The following is a 16,329-nucleotide window of genomic DNA, read 5'->3' on the forward strand; positions in this document are numbered from 1 at the left end:
GAATGTTTTTATTTCACTGAAATGAGTTCTACATCAAAAATCAGTGTACTGTTTGCTGGAATGCCAGGAACTTCCTGAGGGCCATAGGCAAGATTTGATGGAATAAAGAACGTTGCTTTACCGCCTTCTTTCATCAATTGAAGTCCTTCAGTCCAGCCAGGAATAACCTGATTGAGTGGGAACTCAACTGGCTCACCACGTTTGTAGGAACTATCAAAAACCTGACCATTAATTAAACGGCCTTCGTAATGTACTTTAACCATAGACTGCGCAGTGGGTTGTTTACCTGTGCCTTCTTTAGTAATGATATATTGCAAGCCAGACGCCGTAGTTTTTACGCTAGCTTTTGTTTTGTTTTCTGCAAGGAATTGAGCATCTGCAGACTCAGGAGCAGTACCAGCAGCTTGTTCTGGTTTATTTTGTTGCTGCATTTTTTGCTGCAATTCTTTTTCATAAGCGGCTACAGCAGCTTTTAACTCTTCTTGAGTATAAGCACTTGGCTGTTTGCTGCGAGCATCATGAATCCCTTTCACAAATGATTTTGTATCTAGTTCAGGCGGAGTTTGCTGAGCAACTTCATATCCAAGAACATAACTAATTTTTTCAATTGGGGTGGCATTTTTATTTGCCTTGCTTCCGACTTCTGCGGTCGGATGTTGGCTTGCATAATATACTGGTACAAGTGCAGCACCGCCTAAAACTACAGCGACAGCAATGGGTAAGGCTTTACTCATAAAAGGTTCCAAAAATAATCATTTGAGTCTAAAAAGGCTGCTTTTGATCTTAGCATGCTTAAGCATAGAATGTTTAAGAAAAAAAACGAGTGGTTTTTTATATATTTTAGTTAGTTTTAGTAGGGATATACTTAAAAAAAACTTAAATAAAAAAACCGGATCACTTGATCCGGTTTTTTTATGATTTTACGTTTAATCTTCTTTTTGTGCTTTATATGCGTAAGCGTAGTTATAGCCGTAACCATAACCCGCGCTAGCACGTTGAATGTCATTGAGAATAAAGCCGTTGACTTTGACACCCGCTTGTTCAAAGCGATTAAGTGTTAATTCAAGCTCTTTCATTTGTGACTTAGCATAACGAGCTACAATTAAGTTCACACCAGTGTATTGCGAAATAATAATACCATCGGTTACTGCAAGTACTGGTGGAGTATCAATAATAATGTGGTCATATTGACTTTGTAGCTGTTCAAGTAATTCTTTAAATTGGTTTGAGCTTAAAATTTCTGAAGGATTTGTTGGGCTCTTACCACGTGTAATCACATCAAGGTTAGCAACTTGAGTCTTGTGCAAAACTTTTTGTAGGTCAGCTTGACCACTTAGCAATTCAGAAAGTCCAGGTTTTACATCGACATCAAAATATTTGTGCATATAACCACGACGCATATCGGCATCGATCAGTAATACACGTTTATCACCTTGTGCAAAAATTGTTGCAAGGTTAGTCGAAATAAAGGATTTACCTACTTCTGGTGACGGGCCAGCAATCATAATGATATTATTTTTCGCACTCGCTAATGCAAAGTGAATGGCCGTACGGATACTACGTAAGCTTTCAATTGCAATATCATCACTATTTTTAACAGCAAGTATAGGAATACTCTTCTTCTTCTTTAAAATCTTGATGCGACTTTCTTGAATTGGAGAGCGGGGTACCGTTGCATAAACTGGTAAATCTAAGTCATTTTCAATTTGACTAGAATCTTTAATACCTGTACGTAAAATATTGCGTAGTAAGGCTAGTAATATCCCAATAAATGCACCAACAAATATTGATAAAATAAGGATAAGAGGTTTCTGTGGTTTAATTGGGGCAACAGGTTCAACAGCAGTGTCCACAATACGAACATTACCAATTTCACCGGCTTTTGCAATACGGAGTTGTTGGTAAGAGTTGAGTAGGGCTGTATAAAGCTGAGTTTTAACTTCAACTTCGCGATAAAGCTGTAAATATTGACGTTGTACATCTGGTAATTGTTTTAAAGTACTGTTGAGTTCACCAATTTGTTTATTAATAGCAGTAATCTGTCCATTAATTTCACGCATTACGGGATGTTCAGCAGTATATTTTGCCGCCATTTCGGCTTGCTTTTGCTCAAGTTCAGATTTTTTAGTTTCTAAAGTAATACTTTGAGTTAAATATAACTCTGATTCTTTAGTCACATCAACAGTATTATATTGTTGACGGAACTTATTAAATTGACGCTCAGCATCATCTAATTGTTTTTTCAAATCAGGTAGTTGTTCATCCAGAAACTTTAAAGTTTGTGCAGATTCGGCTGAACGACGTTCAATATTCTGCGCACTATAAGTTGCTAAAATTGCATTGAGCACTTTAGTAATATGTTCTTTATCCTGGCCTTGATAGCTTAAGCCTAGAACGCCTGTAAGTTTGCCTCGCTCACCAACTGAGTAGTTTGTACTAATGGCATTTACAGAGGCTGGTAAAGAAAGATTTCTGATATTATAAGTTGCGTCAAATTGATCTTTAGTAAAAATGGCAACTTTCCAAGTACCATGTGGACCTGTAACTTGGTTTAACTGGTTAAGGGGTAGTGTTAAAACAGTTTGCTCATTACTAGGGTCAGTCAAGCGTAAAGATTGTTTATCAAAATTAAGAAGTAAATTTTTATCTAAATAATACGCAGGTACTTCAAATTGGCGAATTTCAAAACTTTTTAAGCCGTCTTTAAAGATAACAGATTTTGTATTGTATTCAGTTTTATATTCAGTATCGCTTAGTAAGCGATGAGTTAGGGTGTTCTCTGTACTAGAAATTTGTATATTTAAATGTAAATTTTTAATGACCGAACCTAAAACCAAGCGAGATTTCAAAATTTCAATTTCAGCTTGAGCAGGAGATTTTTGCTCAATCATTTGTGATAAATCACCTAAAAGTGCAGCAGAGGCTCCTTTGCTGTCTTCAACTTGAACCAAAGCATCAACCGAATAGGTGTCAGGTGTTACACGTAAATAGAGCAGTGCACATACAAGGCTTAAAATAACGCAGAGAGCGATAAGTTTCCACTGAGCAATCAGTGAAAAGAATAATTCCTTTAGATCAATTGTATCTTCGGTATTCGTATTTTGGTTCATAAGCTTAAAATCTTGGCGTTAAATATAAGGTTTCCAGTCATCAATACATTGCTGTATGAGTTGGCAAGTTTCATCAAAAATAGTTTGATCATGCTGATAAGGATCTGGCACATTTTTGTTTTGCCAATGGCCTAAGCGATAGGTTTTTCCCTTTGCAAAAGGCCAAGTTTGCTCAATATGTTTTTGCTGGTTTTGACTCATCACTAAAATCAGGTCAGCTCTCTTGATATGCTCCGCACTAAGTTTACGTGCAACATGCGGTTGCATATCAATACCTAATCGTTGCATACAAAGTCGGGCTTTTTCATCAGCCTGATGACCAATAAGCCCTGAAATACCGGCTGACTCAATATTTAACTGGGGATATTGCTGTTTTAAAAAATACTCAGCCATAGGGCTACGACAGATATTTCCAATACAGACGACTAAAATATTTTTAAACTGCATAATATTACTGTCCCAGTCGATCTATGTTGTATAACGCACTTGAGAAAGGAATAATTTGGTTGACAACACGCTGCCAGCGAGTCAAGCCAGTCGCATCAACATAGACTATATCATTACTACGTAGTCTAAACTGATTAGCTAATCCGAAATCCCCAATACTCATTAAGTTTAAATGATAGAGTTCAGTTGTTCGGTCATTTGGATTGGTACGTAACACATAAATTCGACTCGCACTAGCAGATAAAGGGTTTAAGCCTAGACTTTCACCTAATGCATCACTTAGAGTCATACCTTGGTCACGCATAGGTAAAGCTTGGTTTTTACCAGACTCACCCATAACGTAAATCTTTTGATTTTCGCGGGTGCTGACATAAATGGTATCGTTTGGTTGAACTAATAATTTATGTAATGAAAAACCTGCTTTTTCTAAGTCTATAGTATTTAGATTATAGGTTTGGCCATTTCGAATGAGTTGAATATAAGTATTATCACCTTTATCACTGACACCGCCAGCAAGACCCAGAGCTGCATAGACACTAACAGGTTGGTCACTTAAGTAGAACTGACCACCCTTTATGACGCTGCCCTGAACAGAAAAGCGCTGACCCTCATAGGATAATACACGCACAACCACGTCAGGATTTTTTAAGAAGCGGGCAAGTTGGCTATGTAACTCACGGTTCACTTGAGCAAGAGTTTTACCAGCTGCTTTATAGCGACCAACTAGAGGAAACTGAATATAGCCATTTTGGTCAATAGGGTATCCACTCGCTTGAACAGACTGTTCATTACTAACACTAATCGGAGGTGTAATTTCAGGGTAGGCCCAAAGTTGGATAGAAAGCACATCACCCGAGCTTAAGCGGTATATGGGTTGTTGATTTTTAAATAAAGCTGCATAGCTACGTTGATAGTCAACTTGAGCAGGTTGAATTGCAGGTAGTGTTTCTTGAGAGATTTTAACAACATTAACAGTAGTTCCAAGGTCAGTTTTATAAACGCCTTCATTTGGAATATCGTAAGTTTGTAAACCGGAAGTAACCGCACAGCTGGCAGCACTCAAACTTAAGGCAAGAACAGAAAAAAACTGGCAATACTTCACACGCAACCCTTTGTGTATTTATCTTTAATTGATATTGTCCACTGCATAGTAACAAGTGTCTATTAAACGCAGGATGAATGGATTTTAGCTGAAAAGAAATGAAAAAACACCGAAAAATCGTATAGCTTTGTATGTTTAGTTTATCTACAAGCTAAATTTCACAAAGTAATAAGGGGGAAATATTAAACCTATAGGCTTTCAATTTTCTTCCAATACGGTAGATAGAATGCTTGTAAACACATTTATACAATTAGCTTACGGGTGTCTTGAAAAATCTGCTATAGTACGCTCCGTCATATATGCTCAAAGCATTGCTATATATAGATACAAACTTTAGAAAAGGCTTTCTTAATATGCAAATTGCCAATTTGAAAATAGCAATCATTGGTTTAGGTTATGTAGGCTTGCCATTGGCAGTTGAATTTGGGAAGAAAGTACCGGTAGTTGGTTTCGATATTTATCAGAAACGTATAGATGAACTTAAAAGTGGGCATGACCATACATTAGAAGTTTCTTCAGAAGAATTAAAAGATGCAACTCAATTGAACTATACAACAGATTTAGAGGATTTAAAAAACTGTAACTTTTTTATAGTAACCGTACCAACACCAATTGATGATTTTAAACAGCCAAACTTAACTCCTTTAATTAAGGCATCGACTAGTATTGGTCAGGTACTAAAAAAAGGCGATGTTGTGGTTTATGAGTCGACCGTATATCCAGGTGCTACAGAAGAAGTTTGTATACCAGTTTTGGAAAAAGTGTCAGGTTTAAAATTTAATCAAGACTTTTTCGCAGGCTATAGTCCAGAGCGTATTAACCCAGGTGATAAGTTGCATCGTGTAACTAATATTTTAAAAATCACCTCAGGGTCGACTCCTGAAGTGGCTGATTATGTTGATGAAGTTTATAACTTAATTATTGAGGCAGGAACTCATAAGGCACCTAACATTAAGGTTGCAGAAGCAGCCAAAGTCATTGAGAACACGCAGCGTGATGTTAATATTGCTCTCATTAATGAGTTAGCCCTTATTTTTAATAAATTGGGTATAGATACAGAAGATGTACTTAAGGCTGCAGGGACAAAGTGGAACTTCTTACCTTTTCGACCGGGCCTAGTTGGTGGACATTGTATTGGAGTAGATCCTTATTACTTAACTCACAAGGCTGAGTCTATTGGGTTACACCCTGAAATTATTCTGGCTGCTCGACGTTTAAATGACCGAATGGGTGAATACGTTGCAACTCAGCTTATTAAAGAGATGGTAAAACAACGTATACAAGTTGTTGGCGCACGCATTTTGGTGATGGGATTGAGTTTTAAAGAAAACTGCCCAGATATTCGTAATACAAAAATTGTTGATTTTATACAAGCATTAAAAGAATATGATTTAGATCTAGATATCTACGATCCGTGGGTAGATGATACAGAAGTTCAACAGGAATATGGATTAGCGCCAGTTAAAGAATTAAACCAAGGTGTGTATGATGCAATCGTTATTGCGGTTGCACATAATCAATTTCAAGCAATGTCTGCGGAAGCATTTCATGCTTTAGGTAAAGATAAGCATGTACTTTATGATTTGAAATACGTATTAGCACAGAATCAAGTAAACATAAGATTGTAAAATAGGGTTTATAATGTCAGATTTAATTAATTTATTTAAAGAGTTTTCTGAAAAGAAACAAGGTAATATTTATTATTATGCGAATAATGGTAATGCTGGTGATGCATTAATTAATATGGGATTTTATGCACTAGCAAAAAAATATAATTTAAATTTTAAACCAATATCATTTGATGAGGTTGCCAAGGTAAAACAAGGTGATACCGTTATGATTGCTGGTGGTGGGGCTTTGGTACCAGAATGGGGCGCTACAACTGACTTTTTAACACAATTGAATAACCAAAAGGTAAAAGTTGTGATTTTACCCCATTCAATTAGGGAGGTAGATGACGTAATTTCAAATCTCACCGAAGGTAGTATTATATTCTGCCGTGAAAAATATAGTTATGATTATTGTATAAAAAATTCAAATGCGTCAAAAATTTTTTTAGAAGATGATATAGCTTTTTTCTGTGATATTTCTGAAATAAAATCATCTAAAAATGAAATGCAGGTTTTTTCGAGTAAAAATATAATTCGGAAGTTCATATTCGCATATCATAATGTTATTTCAAAATTTAAGAAAACAATATATGCAACAAGAGTGGACAAGGAACAGAGTGCCACAGTAGATGTTCCTAGAGTGCTTGTTAATGATTTATCGATAGTGGCTAGTTTTGGCTCATCTAATTATGATCAATCGTTATATAGCGCTAGAAAATTCCTGGAATTAATCGATTTGTATGATGAGGTTTATACCGATAGACTTCATGTTTCTATTGGTGCAGCCTTGTTAAATAAAAAAGTTAAAATTTATAATAATGGATATTATAAATGTAAGGGCGTTTACGAGCAAAGCATGAAGCAAATGGAAAATGTGAGTTTCATCGAGTAAATGAAAAAATCAATTTTTCTATTTGGTTTAAAAATTATAGGGGCCATTCTGTCATTGGTTTTGGGAATGGTCATCTCTAGAGTTTATGGTGTAGAAATATTTGGTTTGTTTGGATTGATATTAACTTGGTCTAATATCTTCTCAATAATTGGGTGTTGGGGCGGAAATGTAAAAATAATAGAAAAGAGATATAAAATTATACCTCAAGAACAAATTTTATTTTTTATTTTTGGTGCTTTTCTTGCTACTTTAATTGGTTGTATATTTTTTGATTATAAATATAACTTGTGGTATGTAGGATTAATAGTATTTCCACTCTCTTTTTTTATATTCAAATCATCTATTTTAATGCTGCATAATAGGCAATATGCAAATTCTGTGATAGATGATTTTTTGAAGTACTTTTTACCTTTAATTTTTGTACTCTTTTTTTATTTTCTTGTTAATTATAATGAGTTTTTTTTAGTTTATATTTCTTCTATATTTTTTCTTTTTATATCTTCTTTGTTTATTGTTTTTTCTAGTTTTAAGTTATATAAGGATGAAAAAAAAGAAAGTTTATTTAGTTACGTAAAATATGGGTGGGTTCCCACTTGTTCAGCATTGTTAATTCTATTAAATGCACAGTTTGATCGGATCATTTTATCTAATATTGTGAGTGATAAATCATTAGGTTATTATACTATCGCACAAAGTTTTACTGCTCTAATAACTTATATAAGTGTATCTGTAATGGTTGTTATTACTCCTAATTTAGTTAAATTTTATCAGGAAAAAGAATTTATAGCGTTACATCATTTATCAAGGAAGTATTCTCTTTTTCTCTTTGCTGTTAGTGCAGTAATATTCATATTAACAGTAGTGTTTGGTAAATTATTTTTTTCCCTATATGGGGTTGCTAGTCAGGATGGCTATTTGTCATTGTTAATACTTTTATTTGGTGTTGTTTTATCACAGATTTTTGGTTTTGGTATGACAATTGCTGCATATACTGAAGATAAAAGTAAATTATTATCCTTTCAAATTATAGTTTTTTTAACGATTTCGATTTGTTGCTATTTTATGTCCGTAAAATGGGGGATATTGGGCGCAGCAATTTCAACTGCTAGCGGCTATATTTTAATGAAATTTATATTATGGCTGTATTACAAGCGCAAAAGTATTAACGTTGGTTTAATTTAGTTTAAAGGAGCCATTAGTGAAGATTGGTATTTCATTAAAACAAAATGCATACACTCCTGAAGCTTATGCTTATCAAGAATATCTTATTGCGAGAGGGCATAGTATACAATTAGATTATGAGCATTTGTTAGATAATAATAATGATATCAATATATATTTTATGGGCGTTAGACCTTTTTGGAAAAAAAAACGAATTAAAGCCATAGAAGTTCATGAATATCAAAGTTTATCTACTCCTCCTTATGCTATCTTAAAAGATATAGTTAAAAAGACTATTAATAGCAAGCCATCAGGTAGAATTTTCCTTAATGAAGAGGTTGAGAATACTCTACAATTTAAAGATAGTATTCCTTCTATTAGGAGAGATATGGGGGTGGATGAAGCTTTATATCAACAAAAATCTGATAACCCCATTTATGATATAGTATATTGTGGTTCTATTTTGGGTCGCCAAGGCTTAGTTGAAGCAATAATTCAACTTGCTAATTTGGATTTAAAAATATTGATTATTGGTACAGTTACTTCTGAGATAGAACAAATTTTCAAATTATCTCAGAAAAATATAACCTTACTAGGGCGTGTTGAAAGAAGTGAGTTACCAAAGCTTTATAGAGAGTGTCGCTTTGGACTTAACTTTACACCTGATATATATCCATTCAATATTCAGACCAGTACAAAAACTTTAGAATATTTAGCTTCAGGCTTAAGTGTTATTTCTAATAAATATCAATGGATTGAAGAGTTTGCACTTAATCATGATTATCAACCAATCTGGTTGGAGTCTATTTCTTCTAAAGATGATCTTATTTCTAATATAAATAACGATGTGCAAGTTGATATGCATATCTATAAATGGGGTAATATATTAGAAAACTCTGGTTTTGAAAATTTTCTCTTAAAGTTGGTTTGATACATGAATAAACTAAAAGTTAGTAATCAAGCTATATTTATTTCGATTTTTATTGTACTTTTTACAAAGATACTTTTATTTTTATTGTTTGAAACTGATTATTTAATACTTCCTGTTGGTGGAGGGAGTGATGCTGATTATTATGATGCTTTTGCTAAAGGATATGAAGATTATACAACCTCTTTATGGCCTATTTTTTTAAAATTTCTTTCTGATTCTGGTTTTTACTCTAGATCTATAATATCTTATGTAATATTTGGTATCCATCTATTTTTACTTCCTTTTTTGACTACAGTCGTTGCAAATTTAAAGTTTAATAAAAACCAAAAAGAATATTTTTATTGTATATTATTAATGCTCATATATCCTACTTTGTTTTTCTATTCTATGGATATATATCGTGATACTGTTATGTTATTAATATTCCTTTTGGGTTGTTTAACGGTTAGAAAATATATAAATACGAATGAAGTTATAATAAAAATATTCTTTTTTATTTTGTCTATAGTTTTTTTATTTTTGCTTTATGGTTTTAGACCATATTTAGGTTTCGGGTTTTTGATGGCTTTAATTTTTTGGAGAATTAAATTAAATGCTAAGAAAACCATATTTCTTGGATTTTTTTATTTATTAATTTTGTTTATTTTAAATTTTTATGGATATCTTGATCCACTAACAAAATATAGAGAAGGTTTTACTGAAAATGCTGATGTTAGTTCAGGCTCTACTTTGGGAATTGACTTCTCTGATCCTGTAATGTTTGTACCTAACTTTATTTTAAGTATTCTAGGCCAATTATTTGGATTGTTTTTTGTAAATCCTTTGTCTGTACTATTATGGATTATCGAGAGTTTGCCTTTTATTTTTATGTTTTTCTATATTATTAAAAATATTAGATATGCTAATGCTTTTATACGGTTTTTATTAGTTTTCTTTGTGGCTTATGGCAGCGTCTGGTTAATTGGTAACGATAATCTTGGCACAGCCGTTAGATTGAGAATGTTTAATTATATTGTTGTCTATATATGTTTTTTCTTATTACTGGGTGAGAAACATAAGCAATTATTCTCGAAAAAATGAGGTTGGTATGAAAAAAATAGCATTAATAGGAACAGTCGCTTCAAGCTTTTATGGTTTCCGTGCCGACCTTATAAAGAGTTTAATAGACAATAAATATCAGGTGTATGCTTTTGCTACAGATTATGATGATATCTCTTCACAACGAATCCAAAGCTTGGGCGCTATCCCTGTTCCTTATGAGCTAAATAGAGGTGGCTTAAATCCACTAGCTGATTTAATAGCTACCTATCGCTTAGCTAAGAAAATACGTGAAGTCTCGCCAGAAATCGTTTTTTCATATTTTACGAAGCCTGTTATTTTTGGAACTTTAGCAGCTAAATTAGCAAAAGTGCCGCGTCGTATTGGTATGTTAGAAGGTTTAGGGTATACCTTTACTGACCAACCCGAAGGGCTTGCCCCTAAAACTAAACTGATACGAAATATTCAGATTTTTTTATATAAAATAGCTTTTCCACATTTAGACCATTTAATCTTTTTAAACCCGGATGATCCAATAGATTTATTGAAAAATCATTCTTTATCAGTAAAGAATGTCAGTGTTTTAGGCGGAATAGGTTTAGATTTAAAAGCATATCCATATAAGCCAGTAGCCAATCTAGATGCTATAAAAACTAGGTTTTTATTTATAGGCCGATTGCTGAAAGAAAAAGGTATCCATGAATTTGTAGCTGCGGCTAAATTAGTAAAAGAAAAGTATCCTAAGACTATATTTACAGTATTAGGAGCAGTTGATAAAAGTAATTTAGGTGCATTATCCGAAGATGAACTACACAATCTTATAAAATCAGGAGTTATAGAGCACCCTGGGCATGTAGATAATATTCAGGAATGGATCGCGAATAGTGACGTTTTTGTTTTGCCTTCCTATCGGGAGGGAGTACCAAGAAGTACGCAAGAAGCTATGGCAATTGGTCGGGCGGTAATTACTACAGATGTTCCAGGCTGCCGTGAGACGGTGATAAATGGAGTTAATGGTTTTATCGTACCGCGATGGGACCCTGAAAAGTTAGCTGAGAAAATGATTTACTTTATTGAGCATCCTGAAAAGATTCAAATAATGGGTAAAGCTAGTTATGAAATAGCAATCGAAAAATTTGATGCTAATAAAGTAAATCAAAAACTGATAGATATTTTAGGGCTGTAAAATGTTGAAACGTTTATTTGATATCATTATTGCTTCTATAGCATTAATTTTGCTCTCACCATTATATTTCTATGTTGCATATAAGGTGAAAAAAAACTTAGGCTCGCCAGTATTGTTTCGCCAAGTTCGGCCAGGTTTACATGGGAAGCCGTTTGAAATGATTAAATTTCGAACCATGAAAGATGCAACAGACGCGCAAGGTAATCCTTTGCCTGATAATGAACGTTTAACCCCATTTGGCAAAATGCTTCGTTCTACCAGTCTTGATGAAATGCCTGAGCTTTGGAACGTGATTAAAGGCGATATGAGTATTGTTGGTCCACGACCTTTACTGATGGAGTACTTGCCGCTTTATAATAAAGAACAGGCAAAGCGTCATGATGTACGTCCAGGAATGACTGGTCATGCTCAGGTTAATGGACGTAATGCAATTGGCTGGGAAGAAAAATTTAAACTGGATACGTGGTACGTTGAAAATAGATCGCTTTGGTTAGACTTTAAAATTATGCTACATACCGTTAAAAAAGTAATCGCTAAAGATGATATTAATGAAGCTGGTGAAGCGACGATGACCAAGTTTACAGGTTCAAAGTCGGAAGCACAGAAATGAGTAACCAGATCTATGCGATTTATGGTGCTTCAGGCTGTGGTCGCAGTCTGATGCCTGTTGCAAGACAACAGCTCCAACGTCAAAGTATTGCAGCAGAAATTTATTTTATTGATGATAGTTTACAAGAAGAAAAGATAGTAAACGGGCATAGAGCTGTTAACTATCAAACTTTTAAATCAATAGAATGTTCTAATAAGTATGTATTAATTGCTATTGCGAATAGTCAAATTCGTGAAAAAATTGCCAATCAGTTGATTGCTGATGGTATTAAACTTTGGTCCGTACAAGCTGATAATTCAGTAATTATGGATAACGTTGAAATCAGTGAAGGGGCAGCCTTAAGTCCTTTCGTTTCAATTACATCAAATATAAAAATCGGTAAATGTTTTCATGCTAATTTATACAGTTATGTTGAGCATGACTGTGTGATTGGTGACTACGTTACATTTGCTCCAGGCGTTAAATGTAATGGTAACATTCATATTGAAGATCATGCCTATATAGGTGCTGGAGCCGTCATTAAACAAGGTACACCAGAAAAACCTTTATTGATTGGTAAAGGTGCTATTGTTGGTATGGGTGCTGTAGTGACTAAAAGTGTACCAGCTGGTGTAACAGTTGTCGGCAACCCAGCCAGAATTTTAGAAAGAAAGTAAGAAGTATTTTTTATTAGGAAATCATAATGTTAAACACTGCATTTGAACCATGGCCAAGTTTTACTACAGAAGAAGCTGACGCAGTCAAAAATGTATTACTATCAAATAAAGTAAACTATTGGACTGGCCAAGAATGTAGAATTTTTGAAAAAGAATTTGCCGAGTTTTCTGGTACAAAATATGCGGTCGCTTTGGCAAATGGAACTGTTGCGTTGGATGTTGCATTAAAAGCTTTAGATATTGGTGCAGGTGATGATGTTATTGTGACGTCTCGTACTTTTCTTGCTTCAGCAAGTTCCATTGTAACGGCGGGCGCTAATCCTGTTTTCGCTGATGTAGAGTTGGATTCTCAGAATATTTCACGACGTACGATTGAAGCCGTAATTACACCCAATACTAAAGCGATTATTTGTGTACATTTGGCCGGTTGGATGTGCGATATGGATCCGATTATGCAACTTGCTGCTGAGCGCGGCATCTATGTTATTGAAGATTGCGCACAGGCTCATGGTGCAAAATATAAAGGAAAAGCTGCTGGGTCAATCGGTCATATCTCTGCTTGGTCTTTTTGCCAAGATAAAATTATGACAACTGGTGGTGAGGGCGGTATGGTCACCACAAATGATGAAGAGCTTTGGAAAAAAATGTGGTCTTATAAAGATCATGGTAAAAGCTATGACAGTATTTATAACAAACAACACCCTCCAGGTTTTCGCTGGTTGCATGACTCATTTGGTACTAACTGGCGCATGATGGAAATGCAAGCAGTTATTGGTCGAATTCAGTTAACACGTATGACTGAATGGACACAAAAGCGTACTGAAAATGCAGAAAAGATTTTAAAAGCGTTTGAAAATTCTCCTTACTTTAACGTTCATATCCCTTCAGATGATTATGTCCATGCGCATTATAAATGTTATGTGCAAGTAAATTTAGAGGCGTTACCAGATGGCTGGTCACGTGACCGTATAATGCAAGAAATTAATGCGCAAGGCGTACCTTGCTTCAGTGGCTCTTGTTCAGAAGTTTATTTAGAGCATGCATTTGATGGTACCCCATGGCGTCCAGAAAAACGTTTGGAAAATGCGCAGCAATTAGGTGAAACAAGCTTAATGTTTTTGGTGCATCCGACTTTGAGTCCAGACAGTATAGAAAAAACAATTCTTGCAATTAATGCTGTTAGTAGAGCTATACAATCATAAAAATGTGAAGCTATTCACATAGCTTTCTTTTGAATTATGATCTGATTTAAAGTTATGTAACCGCTGCGTAAATTTTATTTCTAGTTATATGAGAAATGAGTATAAATATCGCACGGTTACTAGAACGATTAGAAGAGTATTGTGAAAAAGATTATTTATCAGTTTGCGTCTGCCCCAAGACTCACCAAACAATGTTTTTTGGTTCTTGTAGACCTTTTTGCGTTTCCTGTTATTTTGTGGCTATGTTATGCCATTCGACTGTTTGATTTAGGTGCTGAAGTTATCCCAGGTATTAACTATGGAGTAGCGATCGTTACTATCGTTGCTATTTTAAGTTTAATGGTAACTGGGGTATATCGCTTTATTGTTCGTACTTTTAACGAAGCCTTTATTGCAAAATTAGCGCTTGCTGTTGCACTGATGGTAGTTGTTTTATATGGCCTAAATGCATTCTCGGCAGCTTTTGTTCCAACATCAATTCCATTGATGTTTGGTTTCTTAATGTTTAGTTGGGTTTGGTGTAGCCGTGCATTTATCCGATTTATTGTAAAGTCTGCATTACTCACAGGGGAAGAGAGAAAGCGTATCGCAATTTATGGTGCAGGTGATGCTGGTCAGCAAATTGCAGCTGTGCTTTATCGCTCAGGCAACCATTTACCTGTCTTCTTCATTGATGATAATAGTTCTTTGCAAGACCATATGGTTGGTGGTTTAAAAGTACTGTCTTTAGAAAAAGCTTTACAACGGTTTGAAAAATATAAAACTAATGAAATTTTATTAGCATTACCTTCAGTAGGTCGCGTACGCAAAAGTGAAATTATTCAACAGTTAGAACCTGCACATCTTAAAATTACGGAACTTCCAGGCCTTACTCAGTTGGTTGATGGTGAATTAAAAGTTGCTGATATTCGTGAAGTAGACATTGTTGATTTATTGGGACGTGACCCAGTACCACCTGTAGATCATTTACTTGCAAAAAATATTCATAATAAAATCGTAATGGTAACAGGTGCCGGTGGTTCTATTGGCTCGGAGTTATGTCGACAAATTATTAAAAATCAACCTAAAATGTTGATCATTTATGAAATTACGGAATTTGCTCTTTACAGCATAGATAGAGAATTACGTTTAAGCGCTCAATGTGAAATTGTTCCAATTTTAGGTACTGTTCAGGATCAACAAAAATTAGAGCGTATTATTGAGCAGTATAGTGTACAGACTGTTTATCATGCCGCTGCCTATAAACATGTACCTTTAGTAGAATGTAACCCTATTGCTGGTCTGAAGAACAATGCGATTGGAACAGCGAATAGTTTAAATGCAGCTGTGAAAAAGGGTGTTGAGACATTCGTTCTAATTTCGACTGATAAAGCAGTACGTCCAACCAATGTTATGGGTGCATCAAAGCGCATGGCTGAGCTTTATTGTCAGGCAATGGCTGAAGCTCAAAAGCAAACTCAAATTAGTATTGTACGTTTTGGTAATGTATTGGGGTCTTCAGGCTCTGTAGTTCCCTTATTTAAAAATCAGATTGCAAAAGGTGGTCCTATTACTGTGACCCATCCAGATGTAACACGCTACTTCATGACGATTCCTGAAGCATCTCAGTTAGTTATTCAAGCTGGTGCTCTAGGTAAAGGTGGAGATGTCTTTTTACTTGATATGGGTGAACCTGTCCGTATTCAGGATTTAGCTCGACAAATGATTTCTTTAAGTGGTCTAACTGTGCGTGAACAAGACTCAGAGCAAGGGGATATCGCAATTCACTACAGCGGATTACGCCCAGGTGAAAAACTTTATGAAGAATTATTAATTGATCAAGAAAATACTGAATATACCGAGCACAGTAGAATTCTTCGATCGTTTGAAAAGTTTTATCCTCTTACAGAGATTCAAGAAATTTTTGAGCGTGTTAATAATATGACTGCTGTTCAAAAAGATATTGATTGGGCTCTTTGTCAACTCGAGCACTATGTCGATGGTTATAAACGTAGCAAAGATATTATGGTTAATTAGATTATAAATATCAGTTATTATCTAAATGGTTTGAGAGGCACATATGGCTAAAATTCTAGTCACTGGTGGTGCAGGTTATATTGGTTCACACACATGTGTTGAGCTTTTGCAGGCTGGTCATGAAGTTATCGTTTTTGATAACCTTTCGAATAGTTCAGAAGAATCTTTAAATAGAGTTCAAGATATCGCTCAAAAAAGTTTAACTTTTGTGCAGGGCGATATTCGTAATGCAGATGAACTTGATCGTGTTTTTCAGACTCATTCAATTGACGCTGTGATCCACTTCGCGGGTTTAAAAGCCGTAGGTGAAAGCCAAGAAAAACCGCTTATTTATTTTGATAATAATATTGCGGGTAGCATTCAACTGG

At 34.8% G+C, this 16,329-nt stretch carries 15 protein-coding genes; 11 read left to right on the plus strand and 4 right to left on the minus strand.

Going from position 1 to position 16,329, the window contains the following annotated elements; translation table 11 throughout:
- Positions 1-8: 8 nt before the first annotated feature.
- From BMW38_RS17605 to BMW38_RS17620, 4 genes are all read right to left on the minus strand, one after another.
- A complete protein-coding gene (locus BMW38_RS17605) occupies positions 9-734 on the minus strand; it encodes an FKBP-type peptidyl-prolyl cis-trans isomerase (protein ID WP_092710488.1) in 726 nt (241 codons plus the stop codon).
- 192 nt (positions 735-926) lie between these two features.
- Entirely contained in the window at positions 927-3,110 is a 2,184-nt protein-coding gene (locus BMW38_RS17610; RefSeq protein ID WP_092710492.1) for a polysaccharide biosynthesis tyrosine autokinase, read from the minus strand.
- 18 nt (positions 3,111-3,128) lie between these two features.
- Positions 3,129-3,557 carry a low molecular weight protein-tyrosine-phosphatase gene (locus BMW38_RS17615; protein WP_092710496.1) on the minus strand — a complete coding sequence of 143 codons (429 nt, stop codon included), beginning with the start codon at positions 3,555-3,557 and terminating at the stop codon, positions 3,129-3,131.
- Positions 3,558-3,561: 4 nt separating this feature from the next.
- Positions 3,562-4,659 carry a polysaccharide biosynthesis/export family protein gene (locus BMW38_RS17620; protein WP_092710501.1) on the minus strand — a complete coding sequence of 366 codons (1,098 nt, stop codon included), beginning with the start codon at positions 4,657-4,659 and terminating at the stop codon, positions 3,562-3,564.
- Positions 4,660-5,012: 353 nt separating this feature from the next.
- On the opposite strand from BMW38_RS17620, the gene tviB reads away from it, so the two are divergent.
- From tviB to BMW38_RS17675, 11 genes are all read left to right on the plus strand, one after another.
- The gene (tviB, locus tag BMW38_RS17625; protein ID WP_092710504.1) at positions 5,013-6,287 is read left to right on the plus strand and encodes a Vi polysaccharide biosynthesis UDP-N-acetylglucosamine C-6 dehydrogenase TviB; all 1,275 of its coding nucleotides are present in this window, start codon (positions 5,013-5,015) and stop codon (positions 6,285-6,287) included.
- 13 nt (positions 6,288-6,300) lie between these two features.
- The gene (locus BMW38_RS17630) at positions 6,301-7,161 is read left to right on the plus strand and encodes a polysaccharide pyruvyl transferase family protein (protein WP_092710508.1); all 861 of its coding nucleotides are present in this window, start codon (positions 6,301-6,303) and stop codon (positions 7,159-7,161) included.
- Positions 7,162-8,343, plus strand: a complete 1,182-nt coding sequence (locus tag BMW38_RS17635; RefSeq protein WP_092710513.1) for a lipopolysaccharide biosynthesis protein — start codon at positions 7,162-7,164, stop codon at positions 8,341-8,343.
- Between the two features lie 16 nt (positions 8,344-8,359).
- Entirely contained in the window at positions 8,360-9,253 is an 894-nt protein-coding gene (locus BMW38_RS17640; RefSeq protein WP_092710518.1) for a glycosyltransferase, read from the plus strand.
- A 3-nt stretch (positions 9,254-9,256) separates the two neighbouring features.
- Positions 9,257-10,333 carry a hypothetical protein gene (locus BMW38_RS17645; RefSeq protein WP_092710522.1) on the plus strand — a complete coding sequence of 359 codons (1,077 nt, stop codon included), beginning with the start codon at positions 9,257-9,259 and terminating at the stop codon, positions 10,331-10,333.
- Positions 10,334-10,340: 7 nt separating this feature from the next.
- On the plus strand, positions 10,341-11,477 hold the full coding sequence (locus BMW38_RS17650) for a glycosyltransferase family 4 protein (RefSeq protein WP_092710526.1): 1,137 nt from the start codon (positions 10,341-10,343) through the stop codon (positions 11,475-11,477).
- Between the two features lies 1 nt (position 11,478).
- Positions 11,479-12,087 carry a sugar transferase gene (locus BMW38_RS17655; RefSeq protein WP_092710530.1) on the plus strand — a complete coding sequence of 203 codons (609 nt, stop codon included), beginning with the start codon at positions 11,479-11,481 and terminating at the stop codon, positions 12,085-12,087.
- Positions 12,084-12,743 carry an acetyltransferase gene (locus BMW38_RS17660; protein ID WP_092710533.1) on the plus strand — a complete coding sequence of 220 codons (660 nt, stop codon included), beginning with the start codon at positions 12,084-12,086 and terminating at the stop codon, positions 12,741-12,743. Before BMW38_RS17655 ends, BMW38_RS17660 begins: the two co-directional genes overlap by 4 nt.
- Positions 12,744-12,769: 26 nt before the next feature.
- On the plus strand, positions 12,770-13,945 hold the full coding sequence (locus tag BMW38_RS17665; protein ID WP_092710536.1) for a DegT/DnrJ/EryC1/StrS family aminotransferase: 1,176 nt from the start codon (positions 12,770-12,772) through the stop codon (positions 13,943-13,945).
- Between the two features lie 141 nt (positions 13,946-14,086).
- A complete protein-coding gene (locus tag BMW38_RS17670) occupies positions 14,087-15,961 on the plus strand; it encodes a polysaccharide biosynthesis protein (RefSeq protein ID WP_092710539.1) in 1,875 nt (624 codons plus the stop codon).
- A 43-nt stretch (positions 15,962-16,004) separates the two neighbouring features.
- On the plus strand, positions 16,005-16,329 hold a 325-nt coding region (locus BMW38_RS17675), incomplete at its 3' end, for an SDR family NAD(P)-dependent oxidoreductase (protein WP_139193550.1).

Source organism: Acinetobacter sp. yr461, assembly GCF_900110445.1.
GTDB lineage: Bacteria > Pseudomonadota > Gammaproteobacteria > Pseudomonadales > Moraxellaceae > Acinetobacter > Acinetobacter calcoaceticus.

What these genes read in the sequence shown, in the direction of transcription:
- BMW38_RS17655 (WP_092710530.1), top strand. Translation starts at nt 11,479, where the DNA reads ATGTTGAAACGTTTATTTGATATCATTATTGCTTCTATAGCATTAATT.
- BMW38_RS17665 (WP_092710536.1), top strand. Translation starts at nt 12,770, where the DNA reads ATGTTAAACACTGCATTTGAACCATGGCCAAGTTTTACTACAGAAGAA.
- BMW38_RS17635 (WP_092710513.1), top strand. Translation starts at nt 7,162, where the DNA reads ATGAAAAAATCAATTTTTCTATTTGGTTTAAAAATTATAGGGGCCATT.
- BMW38_RS17645 (WP_092710522.1), top strand. Translation starts at nt 9,257, where the DNA reads ATGAATAAACTAAAAGTTAGTAATCAAGCTATATTTATTTCGATTTTT.
- tviB (WP_092710504.1), top strand. Translation starts at nt 5,013, where the DNA reads ATGCAAATTGCCAATTTGAAAATAGCAATCATTGGTTTAGGTTATGTA.
- BMW38_RS17650 (WP_092710526.1), top strand. Translation starts at nt 10,341, where the DNA reads ATGAAAAAAATAGCATTAATAGGAACAGTCGCTTCAAGCTTTTATGGT.
- BMW38_RS17605 (WP_092710488.1), bottom strand. Translation starts at nt 734, where the DNA reads ATGAGTAAAGCCTTACCCATTGCTGTCGCTGTAGTTTTAGGCGGTGCT.
- BMW38_RS17610 (WP_092710492.1), bottom strand. Translation starts at nt 3,110, where the DNA reads ATGAACCAAAATACGAATACCGAAGATACAATTGATCTAAAGGAATTA.
- BMW38_RS17615 (WP_092710496.1), bottom strand. Translation starts at nt 3,557, where the DNA reads ATGCAGTTTAAAAATATTTTAGTCGTCTGTATTGGAAATATCTGTCGT.
- BMW38_RS17630 (WP_092710508.1), top strand. Translation starts at nt 6,301, where the DNA reads ATGTCAGATTTAATTAATTTATTTAAAGAGTTTTCTGAAAAGAAACAA.
- BMW38_RS17660 (WP_092710533.1), top strand. Translation starts at nt 12,084, where the DNA reads ATGAGTAACCAGATCTATGCGATTTATGGTGCTTCAGGCTGTGGTCGC.